Origin of the sequence: Amnibacterium sp. (assembly GCF_036559085.1) — a bacterium.
Classification (GTDB): domain Bacteria; phylum Actinomycetota; class Actinomycetes; order Actinomycetales; family Microbacteriaceae; genus Amnibacterium.
The window spans coordinates 1-20,011 of the sequence record NZ_DATBTU010000041.1; the positions used below are offsets into that span (position 1 = coordinate 1).

Sequence of the window (20,011 nt, forward strand, 5' to 3'; positions counted from 1 at the left end):
GGCCCGCGGATGCCGATGTGCAGGCTCGCGGTGAGGTCGATGAGCCCCTCCTCGGACGCGCGCCGGAAGGGCGTGCCGTGGGTGATGGGGGCGTCGAAGTAGGTGTCCCAGGTGTCGAGGTGCGCGTCGAAGTGCACGACCGCGACGGGGCCGTGCTGCTTCGCGACAGCACGCAGCAGCGGCAGCGCGATGGTGTGGTCGCCGCCGATCGTGAGCAGGCGGGTGCCGTCGGCCGTGAGCTCGGTCGCGCGGGTCTCGATCTCACGGACCGCCTCGTCGATGCTGAACGGGTTCACCGCGATGTCGCCCGCATCCGCCACCTGCAGCTCGGCGAAGGGGGAGACGTCCTGCACCTGGTTGTAGGGGCGCAGCAGCCGCGACGACTCGCGCACGTGCGCCGGGCCGAACCGGGCGCCGGGCCGGTAGCTCACGCCGCTGTCGAACGGGATGCCCACCACGGCGACGTCCGCCCGGCCGACGTCCTCGAGCCTGGGCAGCAGGGCGAATGTGGCGATCCCGGCGTAGCGGGGGATCCGGCTGGAGTCCTGCGGGCCCACCGTCATCCGAGCTCCTTCATGTCGCGCGATCAGCCGGAAACCTACCGGGCCGTTTCCTGCTGGGCAACATTCGATGCCGTCCGGGCCGCCGCGCCGCCTGCGGAGTCGGGGGTATGGCGCCGCGGCGCGCATCCCCGACGGTCGCCACAGATATCGGGCGACGTCGAAGCACCGAGGCTTGCCCGGGTCAGCGGACCTCGGAGGGCTCCGCGCCCGGCACCGGCACGGCGGCCGGGCTGCGGGGACGGCTGCGCCAGGTGCCGAGCACCGAGCCGATCAGGATGAGCGGGAAGCCGACGAGCAGGCCGAGGGTGATCGGCTCGCCGAGCACGATCGCGCCCAGCACGACGGCGACGATCGGGTTGACGTAGGTGATCATGCTCATCCGCGCGGGGCCGGCCTCGGCGATGAGGGCGAACATCACGAGGAACGCGGCCGCCGTGCAGACGACGGCGAGCACCGCCACCGACACGAGCGCGGCGGCGGAGGCGTGCGCGGGCCAGGTGAGCGCGGCGAACGGCGTGTAGGCGACCGCGGCGATGACGAGCGACCCGGTCACGACCCCGATCGAGGGCAGGTCCGAGAGGTACCGGGTGATGATGATCGGCCCGATCGCGTAGCCGACGACCACGACGAGCACGGACAGCACGGCCGCCGTGTCGGACGCCTGGAAGTCGAGGCCGACCAGCAGGCCGACGCCGCAGAAGCCGACGACGAGCCCGATGATGCGCCGGGCGTCGAGGCGGTCCTGGCCGAGCGCGGTCACGAGCACCGCGGCGACGATCGGCACGGTCGCGATCAGCAGCCCGGTCGTCGAGCTGTTCAACCGCGTCTCGGCGTGCCCGAGCAGCACCCAGGGGCCGACGATCTCGACCACCGTGTAGACGAGCAGCGCCTTCCAGTGCCGCAGCAGCGGCCGCAGCGCCCGCGCCCGGAGCGCGAGCGGCAGCAGGATCAGCGTGCCGATCGCGGTGCGGCCGAATGCGACCACCACGGGATCGAGCTCCCGCACCGCGATGCGGATGAACAGGTAGGGGATGCCCCAGATGATCCCGAGCGCGAGGAACAGCGCCCAGCCCCGTCGTGTCACCGTGTCGCCCTTCGGCCGCGTCCTGGTGCCGGCCGCGTCCACTCTGGCGCATCCGGCTCACCTCCCTCGCGTGCCGCGGACCGTTTCGGCAGGAAGGCGGCGCTCCTCGGCGCGGGAACGGCGCGCCGGTCCCCGTCGCACGGTCGTTCCCGCCGCTTCGCGTCGCGGCGGAACCGGCTCCGTGGGCCAACGAGTAGCGGCGGATGCCCCGGCCGGGTTAGGCATGAGCATGGCCCCACCTCCCTCCGTCGCCGCACCAGCCGTTCCCCGCTCCGGTGCGCTCGCGCCGCTCGGCGTCGATCAGGTCCACATCACCGGCGGCTTCTGGGGTGATCGGCAGCGGGTGAACCGCGACGCGACGCTGCCGCACATCGAGAGCCGGCTCGAGCGCGAAGGCTGGCTCGGGAACTTCGACCTCGCCGCCCGCGGGGGCCCGATGTCGGCCCGTCGCGGGCGCGAGTTCGCCGACTCCGAGATCTACAAATGGCTCGAGGCCGTCGCGTGGCAGCTCGGGGTCGAGGCGGACGCCGCCCTCGAGCACCGGTTCCGCGCCGTCGTCGGCCGGGTCGCCGCCGCGCAGGAGCCGGACGGCTACCTCAGCACCGCGTTCGGCCGTCCGGGTCAGCCGCCGCGCTGGTCGGACCTCGAGTGGGGCCACGAGCTCTACTGCCTCGGCCACCTGTTCCAGGCCGCGGTCGCCAGGGAGCGCACGCGGCCCGGCGCCGACGACGGCCTCCTCGGGATCGCGCGCCGAGCCGCCGACCGGGTCTGCGAGACCTTCGGGCCGGATGGGATCGAGGGGGTCTGCGGCCATCCGGAGATCGAGGTGGCGCTCGCCGAGCTCGGCCGGCTGCTCGACGAGCCGCGGTACACGGCGCAGGCCGCCCTGTTCGTTCAGCGGCGGGGGCGCGGGCTGCTGCACGGGATCGAGTTCGGTGCCGTGTACTTCCAGGACGACGTGCCGGTGCGCGACGCCGAGGTGCTCCGGGGCCATGCCGTCCGGGCCAACTACCTCGCGGCCGGCGCCGTCGACGTCGCCGTCGACTCGGGGGATGCGGCGCTGCTCGCCGTGCTGCGGCGCCAGTGGGCGGCGACGGTCGCCCGGCGCACCTACCTGACGGGCGGCCAGGGCTCGCACCACCAGGACGAGGCCTTCGGCGCCGACTGGGAGCTCCCGCCCGACCGGGCGTACTCGGAGACCTGCGCGGGCATCGGGTCGATCATGTTCAGCTGGCGCCTGCTGCTCGCGACCGGCGATCCGCGGTACGCCGACCTCATCGAGCGCACGCTGTTCAATGTCGTGGCGACCTCGCCGTCGGCGGACGGTCGCGCGTTCTACTACGCCAACACCCTGCATCAGCGGGATCCGGGCGCCCCCGCCGATCCGGACGAGCCGTCCGGCCGCGCGTCCTCGTCCCTCCGCGCCCCGTGGTTCGAGGTGTCCTGCTGCCCGCCGAACGTGGCCCGCACCCTGGCGAGCCTCGCCGGCTACGTGGCGACCTCGACCGCCGGCGGCGTGCAGGTGCACCAGTACGCGGACGCGAGGATCGCCGTGCAGCTCGCCGGCGGCCCGGTGCGCCTCGCGATGACCACGGCCTACCCGGCGGACGGCGAGGTGGTGGTCCGCGTCGTCGAGGCGCCGGCGCAGCCGTGGACCCTCACCCTGCGCGTGCCGGCGTGGGCGGACGGCGCGACCGTCGAGGTCGACGGCCCGGACGGCACCGAGTCGACGGCCGCGCGGCCCGGCGTCGTCGAGCTGCAGCGGACGTTCGCGGCCGGCACCGAGGTGCGCCTCCAACTGCCGATGCGCCCGCGGATCACCCGGCCCGACCCGCGCATCGACGCGGTCCGCGGGAGCGTGGCGATCGAGCGCGGCCCCGAGGTGCTGTGCCTCGAGTCCGTCGACGTGCCGATCGACGGGTTCGACGGGCGCCTCGACGCGGTGGCGATCGAGCCCGCCGGGGTGCGGGAGGAGGGCGGCCGGGTCCTCGTCCCGCTGCTGCTCGAGAAGGATCCCGATACCCCGTGGCCGTACGCCGAGGCGCCGCGACGGGTGCAGGCCGACCGCGCCGACGTCCCGCTCATCCCGTACCACTCGTGGGCGGAGCGCGGCCCCTCGACGATGCGGGTGTGGCTGCCGGCGCAGGATTGACGACGGCGCACCGTGCCGCGGGGTGGCAAGCCCGTCTTCTGGGGCGCGCGTCGGGCCGGACGCCGGCCGTAGCGTCCGAGGACGGCGCGTCGCCCTCCACCCGGGCGACTGCGCCGCCACCCGATCCGCTACCCAGTCGAATCGTGGGCGACGACCGCCGGCGAGCGCCGGCCGTGCGACGTCCGCGGGCGAGGAACGCCATGCACGAGACCGAGTTGACCATGCGCTTCTGCGTGCCCTGCATGGTGCCGCTGGAGCTGCGCGGCGAGGCGTCGGAACGCCGCTGGGAGTGCCCGAGGTGCGGCAAACGCGCCTGAGGCGCCACTCGTCACCCGCGTGGTGACCATCTCGGCGTGACCAGGCCGGGCGGCAGGTCGCCCGGCGAGGTCGCGCCCGCGAGCGCCAGGACGTGCCCCAGGTCCTCCTGGAGTGCGCGCAGGCACCGCTCGACCCCGTCGGCGCCGTCCGCCGCGAGCGCCCACACGATCGGCCGGCCCACGAGCACGGCCGCAGCCCCGAGGCCCAGCGCCACGAGCACGTCCGTCCCCGAGCGGATCCCGCCGTCGACGAGCACCGGCACGCCGCCGGCCGCCGCCACGACCTCCGCGAGCGCATGCGCCGTCGGCACGGCGCGATCGAGCTGCCGGCCCCCGTGGTTCGACACGATGAGCCCCGCCGCCCCGGCGGCGACGCAGCGCTCCGCGTCATCCGCGCGCAGCACGCCCTTCACGAGCACCGGCAGCCCGTGCCGCTCGACGAGGCGGCGGATGGAGGCCTCCGTGATCGACGGGTCCTGCAGCACCGACTCGGGGGAGCGCGGCGCGGGGCCGGGGCCGCTCGCGAGGTTGGCGAGGTGCAACGCGTTCGGATCGACGCCGGGCGTGGGCCGTGCCTTGATGCCGACGTACGGGGTGTCGCCGGTCAGGACGAGCGCCGACGCGCCTGCCCGCACCGCGCGTTCGATCAGCGCGTCGCTGAGGCCGGCGTCCCGCATCGCGTACGCCTGGAACCACCACGGCCCGGCGGGAGCGACGTGCTCGACCGGCACCGACGAGCGCGCCGACAGGACCAGCAGGGAGCCCGCCGCCGCGGCGCCGGCCGCCGTGGCGGCCTCGCCGTCCGGATGCGCGAGCCCGTGCAGAGCGGTCGGCGCCACGAGGATCGGCGCCGCGAGGGACGCGCCGAGCAGGGTGACGGCCGTGTCGACGGCGGAGACGTCCCGCAGCACCGACGGCCGCAGCGCGAAGTCGTGCCAGGCCGCCCGGTTGCCCGCGAGCGTCTCCTCCTCGCCGGAGCCGCCCGCGTAGTAGTCCGCGACGTCGGCCGGCAGCACGCCCGCCGCGGCCTCCTCCTGCGCTCGAAGCACCGGATGCATCCGCTCGTCCCCTCCCGTGGATCACGGATCGTTGCCGTCCCGTGATCCCTCCGGCGTGTCGCGTACTTGTGAACTCTTGGTGTCGTTTGTACAGTGACGCTCAACACATCCGCTACACAGCGGTACGGATGACGGACATGAGGTGGGCCGTGGCTGACGCAGCGACGCGGGATCCGGAGATCCTCACACACTCGCGCTTCGCGGTGTCGAAGGGTCTCGTCACGATCGGGATCGCGACCGTGGCCCTGTTCATCGTGTGCGCCGTCTTCGCCAGCTCGAGCGTCTCGCCGACGTCGCTGACGAACATGCTCCAGATCGCCTCCGTGCTCGCGGTCGCCGGGCTCGGCCAGATGCTCGTGGTGCAGCAGGGCGGCATCGACCTCTCGGTCGCCGGCGCGATGTCGCTGACGATCGTCACCGTCACCCACCTGCCGGATCAGGACAACGCCAAGCTGCTGTCGGCCGTCCTGCTCGCGATCGTCTTCGCGCTGATCGCGGGGCTCGTCAACGGGGTGCTCATCGGCGGCCTCGGCCTGAACGCCATCATCGCGACCCTCGGCACGAACGCCCTGCTCTACGGGGTCGACCTCGCGATCTCGGGCGGTCGGCCGCGGATCACCACCTCGGAGCTGCAGGCCATCACCGGCGGGTCGCTCGGTCCCGTCCCGAACGCCGCGTTCTTCGCGCTGCTCGCCCTGATCCTCGTCACGGTGCTCGTGCGGCGCACGGTTCCGGGGCGCCGGTTCGAGGTCATCGGAGCCAACCCCCGTGCCGCCCGCGCCGTCGGGCTCCGCGTCCGCGTGCACCAGGGCGGCGCCTACGTCTGGGCCCAGCTGCTCTACTGCGGCGCCGGCCTCATGCTCGCCGGCATCACCGCGCAGCCGAGCGCATTCTCCGGCGACAGCTTCCTGCTCATCTCCGTCGCGGTCGTGGTGCTCGGCGGCACGTCACTGCTCGGCGGCCGCGGCTACCCGCTCGCGACCGTCGTCGCCGCGATCTTCCTCGAGCAGCTCACGCAGTTCGTCTTCGCGCTCGGCGTCTCAACCGCGATCCAGACCATCGTGCAGGCCGCCGCGCTCGCCGTCGGCGTCTCGCTCTACACCGTCGACTGGCGGGCGGTCTGGAACCGGATCACCGGCAACCGACGCCGAAGTCCCGTCCCCGCCTGACTCCTACCCCACCCATCCATCCCAGATTTCGGCGCCTGAGGCGACCGGAAGCGCGACAGAGGCGTTGCGCCCCCAGAGAAGGAACGACAGATGAAACCACGCACCACCCTCGGGGTGATCGCCGCGGTCGCCGCGGCCGTCTCCCTCACCCTGTCGGGTTGCAGCAGCAGCACGGCCGGAGGCTCCACCAGCAACTCGGTCACCCACGTCGCCGGCGCCCCCTCGTGGTGCGGCACGAAGAAGATCTCCTTCGCCCTCCTCGATGGCTTCGGCGGCAACAGCTGGCGGCTCGTCACGACGGCCTCCGGCAAGGAGGAGGCGAAGAAGTGCCCGAGCGTGACGAAGTTCACATACGCGGACGGCCAGGGGAACACCCAGAAGGCCATCTCCGACATCAAGAGCATGGTCTCGACCGGCGTGAACGCGATGGTCGTGTTCCCGGATGCGGGCAAGGCGGTCCTGCCGGCGCTCACGTCCGCGTACAAGGCCCACGTCGTGACCGTCCCCTACCGGGTCGACCCGGGCGGCAAGGCCGGCGTCAACTACGACAAGTGGATCGGTGACGACTTCGCCCACGACGGCGTGAGCTGGGCCACCTGGATCAAGGCGAACGTCCCGGGCGGCGGCAACATCCTCTTCATGGGTGGCCCCGCGGGCAACAGCCAGAGCGTGACCGAGTACAACAGCCTGCGGAAGAACCTGCCGGACTCCTACAAGTTCATCGACCAGGAGCCCTTCGTCCCGACCAACTGGGACCCGACCCTGACGCAGCAGCTGCTCTCGGCCGCGATCGCGAAGTACCCGAAGATCGACGTCATCGTGTCGGACTTCGGCCCGACCCTGGTCAGCTCGCTGCCGCTGTTCCCGAAGAGTGGTCGGGCCATCCCGGCGCTCGCCACCTCCGACGGCAACTCGCTCGCGTGCTTCTGGAAGGACTCGCAGGCGAAGAGCCCGTTCAAGATGGTGACCGTCGCGACGGGCAACGACAACGTCCGGCTCGCCGTCGACTACGCGATCGCGAAGGCGACGGGCGGCAAGCTGCCGACCGCCGACATCTTCCAGGGATCCGTGTTCGAGGACTCCGTCAGCGGCAACCCGCACCCGGTCGACTGCCAGTCGAGCCTGCCGGGCGACGTCTACCTCTCCGCCCAGATGCCGGGCGAGCAGCAGGCGGCCCTCAGCAAGTGAAGCCCCTCGGCCGGGCCGGCGGATCCTCGCCGGCCCGGCCGAACGGCCACGAACCACGAGCACGAGCACGAGCACGAGGACGAGACGGCGATGGACGGAACGCTCACCATGGAACCTGCGGCGAAGGTGCTCCCGGCGACGCTCGAGATGCGCGGGATCACGAAGACCTACGCCGGTGTCGTCGCGCTCAGCGACGTCAGCGTCGACATCCGGCCGGGCGAGGTGCACGCCATCCTCGGCGAGAACGGCGCCGGCAAGTCGACCCTGATGAACGTCGCCACCGGCGGCACGGAGCCCGACACGGGCGAGGTGCTGTTCGAGGGCCGGTCCGTCTCCCCCCTGTCGCCGAAGACGGCGGCGGACCTGGGGATCGCGATCGTGCACCAGCACCCAGCGGTCCTGCCCGACATGACCGTGCTCGAGAACCTGCAGGTCGCGCTGCCCGCGCGCCTCTTCGCCGACGGCTCCGTCGCCGCGGCGACCCGCATGCTCGAGCGGGTAGGGCTCGAGGTCGACCTGCGCGAGCGGGTCGAGGCGCTGACCGTCGCGCAGCGGCACCTCCTCGAGATCGCGAAGGCGTTCGCGGTCGACCCGAAGGTGCTCGTCCTCGACGAGCCGACCGCCCCGCTCGGCGGCGCGGTCGTCGACCGCTTCTTCGATCTCATCCGCGACTGCGTGCGCGCCGGCACGGCGGTCGTCTACATCACCCACCGGATGGCCGAGGTGCGGGAGCTCGCCCATCGGGTCACCGTGCTCCGCGACGGCCGCGTCCGCGGCACGTCCGAGGTCGATGCGATCAGCGACGAGGAGCTGCTCGCCCTCATCGTCGGCCGGAAGCTCGAGTCGACCTTCCCCGACAAGCTCGTCCCTGCCGAGGGGGCGGACGACCTGCGGATCGCCGACCTCGCCGGCCAGGGGTTCGTGGGCGTCTCGACGACGGCCGCCCGCGGCGCGATCATCGGCGTCGCCGGCGTCGTGGGCAACGGCCAGAGCGACCTGCTCCGCGCGCTCGCGGGCCTCGAGCCCTTCTCGGGCACCGTCGAGATCGGCGGCACGGCCTACACGCGCAGGGAGCTGCTGCACCGGGCGGCGTACATGCCCGCCGACCGCCTGTCGGAGGGGCTCGCGCGGAGCCTCAGCGTCCGCGAGAACGCCGCCGTCGCGGCGCTGCGGCGCTTCACCGTGGGTCCCCTGCTCAGCACGGCCCGCGAGGTGAAGCAGGTCGGGACGGCGCTCGCCTCGCTCCGCGTGAAGGCCGCGTCCATGGACGCGCCCATCCTGTCCCTCTCGGGCGGCAACCAGCAGAAGGTCGTCATCGCCCGCGCCCTGCTCTCGGAGCCCGTGCTCCTGATCGCCGACGAGCCCACCCAGGGCGTCGACGTCGGCGCCCGCGCCGACATCTACGCGATCCTCCGCGAGGCGTCCGGCCGCGGCATCCCCGTCGTGATCGCCTCCTCCGACACCAAGGAGCTGGAGGGCCTCTGCGACCAGGTGCTCGTCATGTCCCGCGGCCACGTCGTGGCGACGCTGACCGGCGACGAGATCACCGAGGAGCGGATGGTCCACGCGGCGGTCAGCTCCCGGACCGAGGCGATCGAGGCGCCTGAGGCGCTCCGCGAGGACCGCACGACCGGCATCCGCCGCTTCCTCCGCGGCGACTACGCGCCGTCGGCGCTGGTCGCGACGATCCTGGTCGTGCTCGGCGCGGTGCTCGTGAGCCAGAACCCCGCCTTCCTGTCCGACTTCAACATCAGCAACCTGCTGACGGCCGCGACGGCGCTCGGCTTCATCGCCATGGGCCAGAACATCGCGCTGCTGACCGGCGGCATCGACCTCTCCGTCGGGCCGCTCGCCGGCTTCCTCGTGGTGATCGCCTCGTTCTTCATCAACGACGGCAAGTCGCCGGGATCGGTGGTGCTCGGGCTCGTCCTCATGCTCGCCACCGCGCTGCTCGTCGGGCTGATCAACGGGGCGCTCATCCGGTTCGCGCGCTTCACCCCGATCGCCGCGACGCTGGCCCTCTACATCGCCCTCGGCGGGTTCGCCCTCCTGCTGCGGCCGACCCAGGGCGGGTACATCGCCCAGAGCATCCAGGACACCGTCAACCTCTCCTTCGGCCCGATCCCGCTCTTCTTCCTGGTCGTTGTCGCGCTCACGGTGGTGATGGAGGTGCTCCTCCGCCGCCGGCGCTGGGGCTGGCGGCTCCGGGCCGTCGGGTCCGAGGAGGACGCCGCGCGGAACATCGGCCTGAACGTGAACCGGACCGTCGTGCTCGGCTACGTCGCCACCTCCGCGTTCGTGTTCCTCGGCGCGCTCATGCTCATGGGCCAGTACGGCATCGGCGACCCGTCGCAGGGCTCCGCCTACACGCTGACGAGCATCACGGCAGTCGTGCTCGGCGGCACGAGCCTGCTCGGTGGCCGCGGCACCTTCATCGGCCCCCTGCTCGGTGCGCTGCTGCTGCAGCAGGTGCTGAGCGCCACCGTCTTCCTCGGGCTCGGCACGGTCTTCCAGTACTTCTTCCAGGGGCTGCTCATCCTCGCCGCCGCGATCCTCTACACCACCGGCCGGGTCCGCCGGCGGCGGAGGGCGAACGCGCTGTGACCTCCCCCACCTCGGCCCCGGGACCGCAGCGCTGCGGCCCGCGACAGAAAGGCATCCGCCTGCCATGAACACCGCGACCTTCGGCACCAACGGCGTCGACTGGGAGGAGCGGGTGCGGTTCGACCGCCTCCGCGACGAACGCCTCGCACGCCTCAAGGCGGAGCTCGACCGCTCCGACCTCGGCGCCGTGCTGGCCTTCGACTTCTCGAACATCCGCTACATGACGTCGACCCACATCGGCACGTGGGCGATGGACAAGCTGATCCGGTTCGCGCTGCTCACCCGCAACTCGGACCCGATCATCTGGGACTTCGGCTCGGCGGCGAAGCACCACCTGCTCTACAGCCCGTGGCTCGGCGAGACGACCGCGGAGCTGGACGCCGACCCGCACGCCCCGCACCACGGCGCGAAGCGGCCGCGGCTCGAGAACGGCTCCCGGGCCGGCATCTCGACCCTCCGCGGCGCGATGAACCCCGCCGCCGGCATGGCGGACGAGGTGGCCCGCAAGATCAAGCGGGAGCTGGACAAGTTCGGGCTGGCGAACGAACCGCTCGGCGTCGACGTGATCGAGCTGCCGGTGCTGTTCGCCCTGCAGAAGGCCGGGATCGACGTCGTCGACGGCCAGCAGGTGTTCATGCAGGCGAGGCGGATCAAGACCCAGGACGAGGTCACCCTGCTCACGCAGGCGGCGTCCATGGTCGATGCGGCATACGACCGCCTCTACGAGTTCCTGCGGCCCGGCGTGCGCGAGAACGAGACCGTCGGGCTCGTCTCCAAGGTGCTCCTCGACCTCGGATCCGAGTACGTCGAGGGCGTCAACGCCATCTCGGGGGAGCGGTGCTCGCCGCATCCGCACGTCTACTCGGACCGGATCATCCGGCCGGGCGACCCCGCCTTCTTCGACATCCTGCACAGCTTCAACGGCTACCGGACCTGCTACTACCGCACCTTCGCGGTCGGCTCCGCGAGTCCGGCGCAGAACGACGCGTACACGCGGGCCCGGGAGTACATGGACCGGGCGATCGCGCTCGTGCGGCCGGGTGCCACGACCGCGGACATCGTGAGCGTCTGGCCCACCGCGCAGGAGTTCGGCTTCCCGGACGAGGAGGCGGCGTTCGCCCTGCAGTACGGCCACGGCGTCGGCCTGTCCATCTGGGAGAAGCCGATCTTCTCCCGGCTGGTCTCCCTCGACCACCCGGAGGTGCTCGAGGAGGGCATGTTCTTCGCCCTCGAGACCTACTGGCCGAGCGCCGACGGCATCGGGGCCGCGCGCATCGAGGAGGAGGTCGTGGTCACCGCCACGGGCTGCGAGGTCGTCACCAAGTTCCCGGCCGAGGACCTGCTCATCGCCGGGCCCCGCTACATCGCGGTGAACGGCACGCTGCCCGTCATCCGGAGCTCGCAGTCGCACCTCAACACGACGTGGGGGAGGGGCGAAGCGTGACGGCGGCGCCGCAGACCATGCGGGCGGCCGTCTACCACGGCGCCCACGACGTGCGGATCACCGAGGTGCCACGTCCCGAGCGGCGCCCCGGGGAGGTGCTGCTCCGCGTCCTGCGATCCGGCATGTGCGGCACCGACGCGACGGAGTGGAAGGCGGGCCCCCTCACCTTCCCGGTGGACCGCGTGCATCCGGTGACCGGCTCCACCGGCCCGATGATCTTCGGCCACGAGTTCATCGGCGAGGTCGTCGAGGTCGGTACGGACTCGTCGTTCCGGACCGGTGCGGTGGTCGCGAGCGGCGCCGGCGTCTGGTGCGGCGCCTGCGACCGCTGCCGTGAGGGCCGGACCAACCTCTGCCGGCGGTACTACACGCTCGGCCTCAACGCCCCCGGCGGCCTCGCGGAGTACGTGTCCGTCCCCGAGATCACCCTCGTGGGGGTGCCCGACGGCCTCGACCTCGACGCCGCCGGCCTCGCCCAGCCGCTCGCCGTGGGGCTGCACGCCGCCCGGCGTTCCGGCGCGCGGGACGGCGACCGCGTCGTGCTGATCGGCGCGGGCGCGATCGGCACCTTCGTGCTCACCGGCCTTCGCCACCTCGCGGACGTCGATACGACCGTGGTCGACTTCCCCGGCCACCGGCTCGATCGGGCCGCGCGGCTCGGCGCCACCCGCACGCTCGCCGTCGGCGACGACCTCCCGGCCCGCGTCGAGGCGGCGATCGGGCCCGGGGGCGCGGACGTCGTCGTCGAGGCGAGCGGGGCGCCGGGCCAGCTCGACACCGCGATCCGGCTCGTCCGGGACGGTGGGACGATCCTCCAGGTCGGGCTGCCCGCGAAGCGGCAGGAGGTGGATGTGCACGCGCTCGTGATGCGGGAGATCACCGTGCGCACGACCCTCGCGCACGTCTGCGGCGAGGACCTCGGTCCCGCGCTCCGGATCCTCGCCGACGGGCCGCTCGCGGCGGAGCTGCTCGACTCGGTGCGGCCGCTCGGCGATCTCGCGGACCAGCTCCAGCGCCTGGCCGAGGGCCGGCTCGAGGGCAAGGTCCTGTTCGACCCACAACTGCAGGAGGCATCGGTATGAAGGCAGCGGTCTTCCACGCTCACCACGACGTCCGCGTCGAGGACGTCCCCGAGCCGTCGGCGCCCGGCCCGGGCGAGGTGACCCTGCGCCCCTTCTTCTGCGGGATCTGCGGCACCGACCTGCACGAGTACGCCATGGGACCGATCGTCATCCCCGCCGAACCGCACCGCCTGAACGGATCGGTGCTCCCGCAGATCCTCGGCCACGAGTTCTCCGGCGAGATCGTGGCTGTCGGCGCCGGCGTGACCGGCCTCAAGGAGGGTCAGCGCGTCTCGGTCATGCCGCTGCTCTCCTGCGGCACCTGCTACTACTGCCGCCGCGGGCTGAACCACCTCTGCGTGCGGATGGCCTGCGTCGGCCTCAGCTACGCCTGGGGCGGCATCGCCGACCTCGCCGTCGTGCCCGCGAGCCACGTCACGGTGCTGCCGGATGCGGTCTCCGACCTGCAGGGCGCGCTCGTCGAGCCGGCCGCGGTCGCCGCGTACGGCGTCGACACCGCGCAGGTACGGCCGGGCGACCGGGTGCTCATCACCGGCGCCGGCCCCATCGGGGCGCTCGCCGCGCTCTACGCCGCATCGATCGGCGCCGATGTCACGATCTCCGAGGTGAACCCCGTGCGGGCCCGCCTCGCCGCGAGCCTCGGCGTCGGCGAGGTCGTCGACCCGAGCACGGTCGACGTCGCCGAGATGCTGAAGGACGCGACCGACGGCATCGGCGTCGACGCGGTGATCGAGTGCTCCGGCAACGAGCGCGCCCTGAACACCGCGATCGACGCCGTCCGGGCCGCGGGCCGCATCTCCCAGACCGGGCTGCACACGCGGGCCGCGTCCATCGAGCCGATGAAGCTCTCCGAGCACGACATCACGCTCACCGGCACCTGGTGCTACCCAGTGACCGACTGGCCCCGGATCATCGACCTCATCGCCCGCGGCCGCTACCCCGTCGAGAAGGTGGTCACCGCCCAGGTGCCGATCGACCGGATCGTGGAGCAGGGCTTCGAGACGCTGCTCTCGCCGACCGGCGACCAGGTCAAGATCCTCGTCGACGCCCGATAGGAAGGGACCTCATGCACGCGCTCCAGTACCTGGGCGAGAACCGACCGGAGGTCACCGAGCTGCCGGTGCCGAGCATCGGGCCGGACGAGGTGCTCGTCGCCGCACGGTCCGTCGGCGTCTGCCACTCGGACATCGAGCTGCTCGAGGGCCGCTACATCATCCCGTTCTCCTACCCGCTGATCCCGGGCCACGAGTGGTCCGGGGAGGTCGTGCAGGTGGGGGAGGCCGTCACCGCCTTCGCCCCCGGCGACCGCGTGGTTGGGGAGTGCGTGATCGGCGACGACCACTTCGGCTTCTCGATCAGCGGCGCCGCGGCCGACTTCTTCGTCGCGCGGCCCGAGTGGCTGCACCGGCTGCCGGACCAGCTGTCCTACACGATGGGCGCCCTCGTTGAGCCGTTCAGCGTCGCCTACTACGCGATCAAGCGGGCCGGCGGTGTGGACGCGAGCGACACGGTCGTCGTGCTCGGGGCGGGACCGGTCGGCCTCGCCGTCACCGCCGCGGTCGCCGCGATGGGCGCGGTCACGGTCGTCCTCGAGCCGTCGGCCGACCGCCGGGACGCGGCGCTCGCCCTCGGCGCCGCCCACGCGGCCGACCCGAGCGAGGCGGACGAGCTGCTGGGCGACCTCACCGGCGGCCGCGGCGCGGACGTCGTGGTGGAGGCCAGCGGGCGTCCGGCGGTGATGGCGCGGGCGCTCGAGCTCGTCGCCTTCCGGGGACGCGTCGCGTACATCGGCATCGACGTCGGCCATGAGGCGCCCGCGAAGCTGGGCCTCATCCAGTCGAAGGAGCTGCGGATCACGGGCTCGATCGGCTCGCCCGGCGTGTGGCCGGAGACGCTCCGGTTCCTCGCGAACAGCGGCATCGACCTCACCCCGCTGGTGACGCAGCGGTTCCGCTCGGACGAGGCCGTGGACGCCCTCGAGGCGGCCCACCACCCGCAGACCACGATCAAGGCGCACATCGAGTTCGACGCGTCGCTCTGAACCGGCCCCGTGGGGAGGCGGACGCCCCCTCCCCACGGGGTCCATCACGGCAGGATGCGTGCCGCGCGGTACCGCTCGATGTAGGAGAAGAACGCGTCGCGGGTGTCCCGGGCCGCGGTGAAGCCGGCCTTGCGGCTCTTGTTCATGTCGGTCAGCACCTCGATCCCGCGCCCGAGGTCCCCGTCCGTGTGCCACCAGGAGGCGACGCGGGCGAGGTCCGGCTCGACGAGGCCGTGCCGCTCCGCGAGGTCGGCCCAGACGGGCTCCATGCCCTCCATCGCTGCGACGAGGGTGCGCGGCTCGCCCTCGAAGCCCTCCCACTCCAACCCGAAGTAGGCGGCGATCTGCGGCCAGAGCCAGCGCCAGCGGAAGACGTCGCCGTTCGCGATGTTGAAGGCCTCGTTGCGCCCGGCCTCATGCGTGGCGGTCCAGATCATCTGCTCGGCGACGAGTTCCGCATCCGTCACGTCGGTGACCGAGTTCCACTGCGTGGCGGATCCGGGGAACACGAACGGCAGCCCGCGCTCCTTGCAGATCGTCGCGTAGGCGCCGATCGTCAGGACCATGTTCATGGCGTTGCCGGTGGCGAAGCCGAAGACGGTGTGCGCGCGGTGGACGCTCCAGGAGAAGCCGCTGCGGGCGGCGGCGTCGAAGAGCTCGTCCTCCTGCGCGTAGTAGAAGTTCGGCGAGGAGAGCCGGGGCTCCTCCTCGTGGAACGGGGTGTCCGCCATCACGCCCGTGGCGTAGGCCTCGAACGGGCCGAGGTAGTGCTTCAGTCCCGTCATCAGGGCCACGTGGTCGAGGGTGCCTGCGGGCTCGAGCGCAGCGAGCACGTTCCGGACCGCCGCGCCGTTCACGGCGATGTTCTCGGCCTCGGTCGCCTGCCGCGTCCAGGCCGTGATCGCGGCGAACGAGGGGCGGACGTCGGCGAGGGCCGCGGCGAGGCCGGCCGGGTCGGCGAGATCCGCGCGGACGGCGTGCACGCCGGCGACGGGGTTCCCGCCGCTGCGGGACAGCCCGAAGACCTCCCAGCCCTGGTCGACGAGCTGCGCGGAGAGGGCCTGGCCCACGATGCCGGTGGAGCCGACGACGAGGGCGCGACGAGGTGAGGTGTCGGACATGGCTTCCTTCGGGTACGCGAGGTGCAGGGTCAGCGGGAGAGCTCGGGGTGCGTCTCGAGGTACTCGGCGATCCCGCGGCGCCGCTCCTCGGTGTTCACGTACGCGACCTCGACGAGCTCGACGGTGATGCCGTCGGGGTCGTGGAAGTAGATCCATCGCCAACCGGCCAGCACGCCCTCGTCCACGACGTTCACGTCGGAGAGGAACTCGACGCCCTTCGCCTCGAGCTCGCGCTTGGTGGCAGCGAGGTCGTCGACCCGGAGGGCGACGTGCATCGCGCCGAGCCGGTTCTGCTGGACGGCGGTGTCGTCGCCCTCCGGCCGGTTGCCGTACTCGATCAGCTCCACCACGTCGTCGCCCGCGAGCAGGCAGACCTGCCGGAGGGTCGCGCCGGGCACGCCGACGCCGCGCTCGAGGTCCGGTCCGCTGAACCAGGGGCTCGGCTCGTTCTGGAACCCGAGCCCGAGGACGTCGTGGTAGAAGGCGATGGACCGCTCCAGGTCCCGCACGATGATGCCGGTGTGGTGGACGCCGCCGATGGCCATGAGCACACTTCCTCGTATGCGATCCGCCTCATCGGCGGTACTGTTCGATGGTGCTGAACACTACCAGACGGCGTGACGTGCCGGTGAACGAGACGCGCGGCGTCGCTCCATCGGTTCGCCTGATGAGCGTCGGTATAGTGACGCCCAGCCGGCGGTACGACGTCCTGGGGACACCGTGTCGCTGACCAGGCGGTCTGACCGGACCGGCCTGGACCGCCCCGGCCCCGACGCGGTGACGTCCGGTCGGGTGGACCACGGATCGGCAGGTCTGCGCATGAACAACCTCGGCTCCCGCCTCAAGGAGATCCGCACCCGGGCCGGCATGTCGCTGCGCGAGCTCGCCAGGCAGGCCAACGTCTCGCCGTCGCTCGTGTCGCAGATCGAGAACGGCAAGTCGCAGCCGTCGGTCGCGACCCTGTACGCCTTCTCGCAGCTGCTGAACGTCTCCGTCGACGAGCTCTTCGACTCGTCGACCAACGGGGGGGCCCCGCATGCCCCGGACGACGGCGCGGAGCCCGAGACGGAGCGGGACGGCTGGATGAACCCGACCCGGGCCTGGCATCCGTCCGAGTACGCGAACCGCGTCTCGGTCGTGCACCCGGCGCACCGCCCCCGGCTGGCGATGGCCGACGGCGTGGTCTGGGAGCGCCTCACCGCGACGCCCGAGCACGACGTCAACTTCATGAAGATCTCCTACGAGCCGGGCGCGACCTCGACCGCGGGCGGCGACCTGGTCTCGCACGCCGGGTACGAGTACGGCTTCGTGCTGAGCGGCCAGCTCGACGTCACGATCGGCGAGGAGCTGTTCCACCTGCACGCGGGGGAGTCGCTCGGCTTCGACTCCGTGATCCCGCACGTGCTGCACAACCCGGGACCCGAGCCGTTCGAGGGCATCTGGTTCGTGCACGGCGGCCGCCACTGACCGACCGGCTCGGGGTCCTGGTCCGTCAGGCGGTCAGGGCGATGTACTGCTCCTCGAGGAACTCGAGGATGCCGTCGAAGCCGCCCTCCCGGCCGAGGCCGCTCTGCTTCGTGCCGCCGAACGGCGCGGCCGGGTCGCTGACGACTCCGCGGTTCACCGCCACCATGCCGACGTCGAGGCGCTGGGCGACCGAGACGGCCTCCCGCTCCTCGCCGAACACGTAGGCCATCAGCCCGTACTCCGAGTCGTTCGCGGCGTCGACGGCCTCGTCGGTGGTCGAGAAGCGCACCACCGCGGTCACCGGGCCGAAGATCTCGGTCGCGTTGATGGTGCTGCCGTGGGCGACGTCGGTGAGAAGGGTCGGCTCGTAGAAGGCGCCGGATGCGGACGGATGTCCGCCGGTCACGAGCGTGGCGCCCTCCTGCCGGGCCGTCTCGACGAGGCCGGCCACCTTGTCCCGCTCGGCCAGGGAGACCAGCGCGCCGAGGTCGTTGGCCGGATCGGATCCGGGTCCCGTGTGCACGGCCTCGAGCCGGGCGGTGAACCGGCGCACGAACTCGTCGTGCACCGACTCGTGCACGTAGAAGCGGTTCGCGGAGGTGCAGGCGGAGCCGCCGTTGCGCATCTTCGCGACGAAGGCGCCCTCGACGGCGGTGTCGAGATCCGCCGAGGCGAGCACGACGAGCGGGGCGTTGCCGCCGAGCTCCATCGAGGCGCTCACGACCCGGTCGGCGCACTCCTTCAGGAGGGTGCGACCCACCTCGGTGGAGCCGGTGAAGGAGAGCTTGCGGACCGCGGGGTGCGCGAGCATCCGGGCCACCGCGGGTCCGGTGGGCTGCGGCGTCACCAGGTTGACGACCCCCGCGGGCACGCCGGCCCGCTCGAGCACGTCGACGACGTAGGCCGCGGTGAGCGGGGTCTCCCGCGCCGGCTTCAGCACCACGGAGCAACCGGCCGCGAGGGCGGGGGCGAGCTTGCGGGTCGCCATGGCGGCCGGGAAGTTCCAGGGCGTGATCAGCAGCGCGACGCCGACCGGGCGCCGGGTGACGACGATCCGCTTGTCCCCGGCGGGCGACAGCCGGTAGTCGCCGGGGATGCGGACGGCCTCCTCCGCGAACCACCGGAAGAACTCCGTGGCGTAGCGGGCCTCGGCGACCGCGTCGGCGGTCGACTTGCCGTTCTCGCGGATCATGATCTCGGCGAACCGGTCGGCCTCCGCGGTGAGGATCTCCCAGGCGCGTCGGAGGATCTCCGAGCGCACGCGCGGGGCGGTCGCCGACCACGCGGGCAGCGCCTCGGCGGCGGCTGCGACGGCGTCGTCGCAGTCCTGCTCGCTCGCGATGGCGAAGTCGGCGATGCGCGAGCCGTCGGCGGGGTCGAGCACGGCGAACCGGCCGCCGTCGGAGCCGGGGCGCCAGGCGCCGCCGATGTACAGGTCGGCGCGGAGGTCGAGGTCGGTCGCCGGCGTCGGTGCCGGTGCGGTCGTGGTCATGATGCGGTCCTTGTCATCGGGGTCGGTTCGGGGGAGAAGGCTTCGGGATGGAGCGCGAGGCGGAGGCGGGTGCGGCGGATGTGCCCCTCGAGCACGCGCTCGGCGTCCTCGGCGTCGGCGGCGCGGATCGCCGCGACGAGCATGTGGTGCTCGTCGTGCAGGATCCGGCGGCTGACCGGGTCGAGCATCAGGGTGTACGCGCGACGGTAGTGCTGCGTGGTGTTCCAGAGGCGCTTGACGGTGTCGCCGAGCACGGAGGTCTCCGCGCCGGCGTAGCTGAGCAGGTGGAACTCGCGGTCGAGGCGGAGGAAGTGCTCCACGTCGTCGGTCGTCTCCATCTGCTCGGCGAGGCGCGCGAGCTGCTCGACCCGGGGTCCGAGCGCGGGGATGCTCATGCTGAGCAGCAGCGGTTCGAGGCGTTCCCGCATCCGGTACATCTCCTCGCACTCGACGAGCCGGAGGTGCGAGACCCAGGCGCCGGTGTTCGGGACGACCGTGACGAGCCCGTCGGCCTCGAGCATCCGCAGCGCGTCGCGGACCGGCACGCGACTGGCGCGGAACCGCTCGGCGAGCTCCTCCTGGCGGACCCGGGTGCCGGGTGGCAGCGTGCCGCCGAGGATCGCGGCCTTCAGCTCGTCGGCGATGCGCCGGCCGGTGGCGCCGTGGCCGTGCTCCCCGGGCGGCGGCTCGGCGGTCATGCCGCCGGATCCGCGGGGTGCCAGAGCAGCACCTCGGCGTCCCGCTCGTAGGCCTTGCCGCCCGGGAAGCTGACGAGCTCGAACTGCATGCCCCACGGGGCACGGAAGTACACCCAGCGCTGGCCCGCGCTCGCGTTCGCGCTGGCCGTCGGCTCGCCCTGCACCTCCACGCCGTGCGCCCGCAGGTGCGCGACGGCGGCGTCGAGGTCGTCGACGTAGAACGCGATGTGGTGGCCGCCGATGTCGCTGTTGCGCGGGATCGGCCGCTGCCCGTCCGCCGCCTCGTAGGAGAACACCTCGAAGTTGGAGCCGAAGCCGCAGCGGTAGAAGTGCAGCCGCCGCATCACGGTGCGCGGATGGACGCCCAGGTGCTCGGCCATCCAATCGTCGTCCGGGTGCACGAAGGGCCCGAGCGAGTAGACCCGCGTGCAGCCGATGATGTCGACCAGGAACCGGTCGGCCTCGTCGAGATCGGGGACGGTGAACCCGATGTGGTCGGGTCCGCGCAGTCCGGGGAGCCCCATCTCGTCC

At 72.4% G+C, this 20,011-nt stretch carries 17 protein-coding genes; 9 read left to right on the plus strand and 8 right to left on the minus strand.

Annotation, left to right across the window (positions count from 1 at the left end):
* Together VIG76_RS07175 and VIG76_RS07180 are read right to left on the minus strand one after the other, a co-directional pair.
* The coding region (locus tag VIG76_RS07175) for an arginase family protein (RefSeq protein ID WP_331952574.1) at positions 1-563 on the minus strand (563 nt) is incomplete at its 3' end.
* Positions 564-744: 181 nt separating this feature from the next.
* Positions 745-1,647, minus strand: coding sequence for a DMT family transporter (locus VIG76_RS07180; RefSeq protein ID WP_331952576.1), 903 nt, complete (start codon positions 1,645-1,647; stop codon positions 745-747).
* Between the two features lie 229 nt (positions 1,648-1,876).
* Here VIG76_RS07180 and VIG76_RS07185 point away from each other — a divergent pair, with 229 nt between their 5' ends.
* Complete coding sequence (locus tag VIG76_RS07185; RefSeq protein WP_414640616.1) at positions 1,877-3,799, plus strand: glycoside hydrolase family 127 protein; 1,923 nt, start codon at positions 1,877-1,879, stop codon at positions 3,797-3,799.
* Positions 3,800-4,127: 328 nt separating this feature from the next.
* On the opposite strand, the gene VIG76_RS07190 is transcribed toward VIG76_RS07185, so the two are convergent.
* The gene (locus tag VIG76_RS07190; RefSeq protein ID WP_331952580.1) at positions 4,128-5,174 is read right to left on the minus strand and encodes an alpha-hydroxy acid oxidase; all 1,047 of its coding nucleotides are present in this window, start codon (positions 5,172-5,174) and stop codon (positions 4,128-4,130) included.
* A gap of 149 nt (positions 5,175-5,323) precedes the next feature.
* Here VIG76_RS07190 and VIG76_RS07195 point away from each other — a divergent pair, with 149 nt between their 5' ends.
* The 7 genes from VIG76_RS07195 (at position 5,324) to VIG76_RS07225 (ending at position 14,702) form a co-directional block, all read left to right on the plus strand.
* Complete coding sequence (locus tag VIG76_RS07195; RefSeq protein ID WP_331952582.1) at positions 5,324-6,343, plus strand: ABC transporter permease; 1,020 nt, start codon at positions 5,324-5,326, stop codon at positions 6,341-6,343.
* Between the two features lie 90 nt (positions 6,344-6,433).
* Complete coding sequence (locus VIG76_RS07200) at positions 6,434-7,531, plus strand: substrate-binding domain-containing protein (protein WP_331952584.1); 1,098 nt, start codon at positions 6,434-6,436, stop codon at positions 7,529-7,531.
* 90 nt (positions 7,532-7,621) lie between these two features.
* Complete coding sequence (locus VIG76_RS07205) at positions 7,622-10,135, plus strand: ATP-binding cassette domain-containing protein (RefSeq protein WP_331952586.1); 2,514 nt, start codon at positions 7,622-7,624, stop codon at positions 10,133-10,135.
* A 64-nt stretch (positions 10,136-10,199) separates the two neighbouring features.
* A complete protein-coding gene (locus VIG76_RS07210; protein WP_331952588.1) occupies positions 10,200-11,579 on the plus strand; it encodes a M24 family metallopeptidase in 1,380 nt (459 codons plus the stop codon).
* Positions 11,576-12,661, plus strand: a complete 1,086-nt coding sequence (locus tag VIG76_RS07215) for a zinc-dependent alcohol dehydrogenase (protein ID WP_331952590.1) — start codon at positions 11,576-11,578, stop codon at positions 12,659-12,661. Before VIG76_RS07210 ends, VIG76_RS07215 begins: the two co-directional genes overlap by 4 nt.
* Complete coding sequence (locus VIG76_RS07220) at positions 12,658-13,716, plus strand: 2,3-butanediol dehydrogenase (RefSeq protein WP_331952592.1); 1,059 nt, start codon at positions 12,658-12,660, stop codon at positions 13,714-13,716. The genes VIG76_RS07215 and VIG76_RS07220 overlap by 4 nt, the downstream gene beginning before the upstream one ends.
* 11 nt (positions 13,717-13,727) lie before the next feature.
* Positions 13,728-14,702, plus strand: a complete 975-nt coding sequence (locus VIG76_RS07225; protein ID WP_331952594.1) for a zinc-dependent alcohol dehydrogenase — start codon at positions 13,728-13,730, stop codon at positions 14,700-14,702.
* Positions 14,703-14,746: 44 nt separating this feature from the next.
* Here VIG76_RS07225 and VIG76_RS07230 read toward each other — a convergent pair whose 3' ends face one another.
* The gene (locus VIG76_RS07230; protein WP_331952596.1) at positions 14,747-15,823 is read right to left on the minus strand and encodes an SDR family oxidoreductase; all 1,077 of its coding nucleotides are present in this window, start codon (positions 15,821-15,823) and stop codon (positions 14,747-14,749) included.
* A gap of 29 nt (positions 15,824-15,852) precedes the next feature.
* Positions 15,853-16,368: a VOC family protein gene (locus VIG76_RS07235; protein WP_331952598.1), complete on the minus strand. Its 516-nt coding sequence runs from the start codon at positions 16,366-16,368 to the stop codon at positions 15,853-15,855.
* Between the two features lie 274 nt (positions 16,369-16,642).
* Here VIG76_RS07235 and VIG76_RS07240 point away from each other — a divergent pair, with 274 nt between their 5' ends.
* Positions 16,643-17,290 carry a helix-turn-helix domain-containing protein gene (locus VIG76_RS07240; RefSeq protein WP_331952600.1) on the plus strand — a complete coding sequence of 216 codons (648 nt, stop codon included), beginning with the start codon at positions 16,643-16,645 and terminating at the stop codon, positions 17,288-17,290.
* Positions 17,291-17,315: 25 nt separating this feature from the next.
* Here the strand turns inward: VIG76_RS07240 and VIG76_RS07245 are convergent, their stop codons facing one another.
* From VIG76_RS07245 to VIG76_RS07255, 3 genes are read right to left on the minus strand one after another with little or no spacing between them, the layout of a single operon-like run.
* Positions 17,316-18,782: an NAD-dependent succinate-semialdehyde dehydrogenase gene (locus VIG76_RS07245; RefSeq protein ID WP_331952602.1), complete on the minus strand. Its 1,467-nt coding sequence runs from the start codon at positions 18,780-18,782 to the stop codon at positions 17,316-17,318.
* Positions 18,779-19,480: a GntR family transcriptional regulator gene (locus VIG76_RS07250; RefSeq protein WP_331952604.1), complete on the minus strand. Its 702-nt coding sequence runs from the start codon at positions 19,478-19,480 to the stop codon at positions 18,779-18,781. Before VIG76_RS07250 ends, VIG76_RS07245 begins: the two co-directional genes overlap by 4 nt.
* Positions 19,477-20,004: a VOC family protein gene (locus VIG76_RS07255; RefSeq protein WP_331952606.1), complete on the minus strand. Its 528-nt coding sequence runs from the start codon at positions 20,002-20,004 to the stop codon at positions 19,477-19,479. Before VIG76_RS07255 ends, VIG76_RS07250 begins: the two co-directional genes overlap by 4 nt.
* Positions 20,005-20,011 lie beyond the last annotated feature (7 nt).

Coding starts and splice junctions, on each gene's coding strand:
- VIG76_RS07235 (WP_331952598.1), bottom strand. CDS start 16,368: ATGGCCATCGGCGGCGTCCACCACACCGGCATCATCGTGCGGGACCTG.
- VIG76_RS07220 (WP_331952592.1), top strand. CDS start 12,658: ATGAAGGCAGCGGTCTTCCACGCTCACCACGACGTCCGCGTCGAGGAC.
- VIG76_RS07190 (WP_331952580.1), bottom strand. CDS start 5,174: ATGCATCCGGTGCTTCGAGCGCAGGAGGAGGCCGCGGCGGGCGTGCTG.
- VIG76_RS07230 (WP_331952596.1), bottom strand. CDS start 15,823: ATGTCCGACACCTCACCTCGTCGCGCCCTCGTCGTCGGCTCCACCGGC.
- VIG76_RS07250 (WP_331952604.1), bottom strand. CDS start 19,480: ATGACCGCCGAGCCGCCGCCCGGGGAGCACGGCCACGGCGCCACCGGC.
- VIG76_RS07205 (WP_331952586.1), top strand. CDS start 7,622: ATGGACGGAACGCTCACCATGGAACCTGCGGCGAAGGTGCTCCCGGCG.
- VIG76_RS07200 (WP_331952584.1), top strand. CDS start 6,434: ATGAAACCACGCACCACCCTCGGGGTGATCGCCGCGGTCGCCGCGGCC.
- VIG76_RS07245 (WP_331952602.1), bottom strand. CDS start 18,782: ATGACCACGACCGCACCGGCACCGACGCCGGCGACCGACCTCGACCTC.
- VIG76_RS07240 (WP_331952600.1), top strand. CDS start 16,643: ATGAACAACCTCGGCTCCCGCCTCAAGGAGATCCGCACCCGGGCCGGC.
- VIG76_RS07210 (WP_331952588.1), top strand. CDS start 10,200: ATGAACACCGCGACCTTCGGCACCAACGGCGTCGACTGGGAGGAGCGG.
- VIG76_RS07255 (WP_331952606.1), bottom strand. CDS start 20,004: ATGGGGCTCCCCGGACTGCGCGGACCCGACCACATCGGGTTCACCGTC.
- VIG76_RS07185 (WP_414640616.1), top strand. CDS start 1,877: ATGGCCCCACCTCCCTCCGTCGCCGCACCAGCCGTTCCCCGCTCCGGT.
- VIG76_RS07225 (WP_331952594.1), top strand. CDS start 13,728: ATGCACGCGCTCCAGTACCTGGGCGAGAACCGACCGGAGGTCACCGAG.